2 protein-coding genes are annotated in these 1,927 nt (G+C 39.5%); both read left to right on the forward strand.

The window, feature by feature from the left end; all coding sequences use genetic code 11:
* The first annotated feature begins 95 nt into the window (after positions 1-95).
* Complete coding sequence (locus KDK14_RS14930; RefSeq protein WP_257265968.1) at positions 96-1,004, forward strand: hypothetical protein; 909 nt, start codon at positions 96-98, stop codon at positions 1,002-1,004.
* Between the two features lie 239 nt (positions 1,005-1,243).
* Positions 1,244-1,927 (forward strand): hypothetical protein (locus KDK14_RS14935; RefSeq protein ID WP_257265969.1); only part of this gene is annotated, 684 nt, incomplete at its 3' end.

Raw genomic sequence — 1,927 nt, forward strand, 5'->3', positions numbered from 1 at the left:
AGTACCAGCCCAAGTAGCCAGAAATATTCGATTCCATATGGCCAGCTACTTAACCCTGAATATCTTTTAACTGATTAAGGTATGAGAAGACTAATATGTCGCCTGAAAATTCCAGAGCTAACCCAGCCCCATCGGCCAGTGCTTACCCTGTACCTTCTGTGCTTGGCAGATCAAAACGTGCTAAACGTTTAGCTAACAACTTTCAATCAACAGTCAAGTCACTACCGCCAAGAATACGCAGAAATTATATACATGACATAATGAATCAGATAGGTACCAAATACCATGATGATTTATCTGCATTCAATAATGCCTTGAATGAACGCAGGATGAGACTTGCTGATAATTCCTCTGAGACCCCCGCTGTATTGATACATCCATTGAAGAAGCTGATGACTGATCACCAATACTTTGCACTGCCTTTTGAATTGAATGAACTGATAGAATATTTTAATGGAATACTTACCGCTGTTAATGATTCGTTGAAAGATCCTGAAAACCCTGACACTCCTGGCTCAATTTGCTTGCCATATAGAGTAAAAGCTTTATTTGATTTTATGAATTGTGTAAGCTCTGAAACTGGAGCAATTAAAGCAGGAGGAGATTTTAAAAAATGGCACAGCCTGGTTAAGCTCCTTTGTGAGGGAGTTCTGGGTCAGTTACTGGATAATTCAGCAAGCCTTGATCATAAGGCTAGCGAAAAGAAAAAAGGAATTGATTTTCTGAATGAACTTGATGAAAAACATAAGCTTTATAAAGGAAATGAATGTATCCGGATTCATAGCTTAATATCTTTTATAGGAAAAGGTTATTATGATAAAACAGCCAGTTCCCACTTGAGCGGTTTGATTTTCGATAGTTTTATCGGCAGCGGGGACCTGGCAATTTTCCTGGACACCCTGGAGTTGTTATTTAAGTATTATCAATTCGTTCCCGAAAAGCCTTTTATTAAATTTTCAACAGAGCAGCACGAGCTTATTAAAAGCTTGTCGGAAAAAAGGTAAGTACTTAATTCAGGGGCATTCACAAAATATAGAACTTATTGCCAAACTGATTGTCTTACTAATCGTGTCCTGACTATTGACCTCAAATGAGCCTGCAAAGCTTGGCACTGCCGTTTTACGACACGGCCGGGTGGGAAAAATAATGAAAATTATTGATGGGCCATTTTTGAGAGAAATCCAGCATTGACAAAAGTCCATAGTCAATTCTGAATATCTATTAACTCTATGAGAAGAATCGCATGTTACCAGCAACTACCAACACAGACCGGTCTTGCCATCCAGCCCAGTCTGTGCCTGACAGCTACTCATTAGTCGACATTGCTCAAGCCTTTCAAAGAAAAGTCATGGCGTTGCCTGAGGAAAAACGCAGCGAACCAGTTCAAAGTATGTTGAGTTTTATAAATTATGAGTTCCCTAATGAAATACCTCAATTTCAAAGAGCTGTGAACCAGCGGACGGGAACGCTTGTTGAAAATTTCTCCGGGACCAGAGCTGTATTGGTACATCCAATGGATAAACTGATGGTCGATTACCAATACGATGATTTGCCTTCTGATTTGAACGATTTGGTAAATGCGTTCAATTCAGAGCTAACCAACTTTAATATCATATCAAATTCTGATGAAGCCGAATTCTTTAAAGAAAGGGGCTTGTCACCCATAGCAAGAAAGTTGCGTGATTTTGGAAAGGTTATTTTGGGCAATCATAAGGGTTCAATCTTTGGAAATAAAGAATGCCGACAAGCAGAAAAAGAGAGATCTGTAAAATGGTATAAATCGATTAAAACCCTTTGTGATGGAGTTCTTGCTCCGTTACTTGATAAGTCCGCAAGCCCCGGTCTTATTACCAAGTCTAAGGAAGACGTAATCAAACTTCTTGAAGAGCAGGAACAGCCAAGGCAGCTCAAGCGGTTTATGGAGAAG

This window comes from Endozoicomonas sp. ONNA2 (genome assembly GCF_024606365.1).
Taxonomy (GTDB): Bacteria; Pseudomonadota; Gammaproteobacteria; order Pseudomonadales; family Endozoicomonadaceae; genus Endozoicomonas.

Bases quoted from the DNA above. Each gene is read 5' to 3' on its own strand.
- KDK14_RS14930 (WP_257265968.1), top strand. From the start codon at position 96: ATGTCGCCTGAAAATTCCAGAGCTAACCCAGCCCCATCGGCCAGTGCT.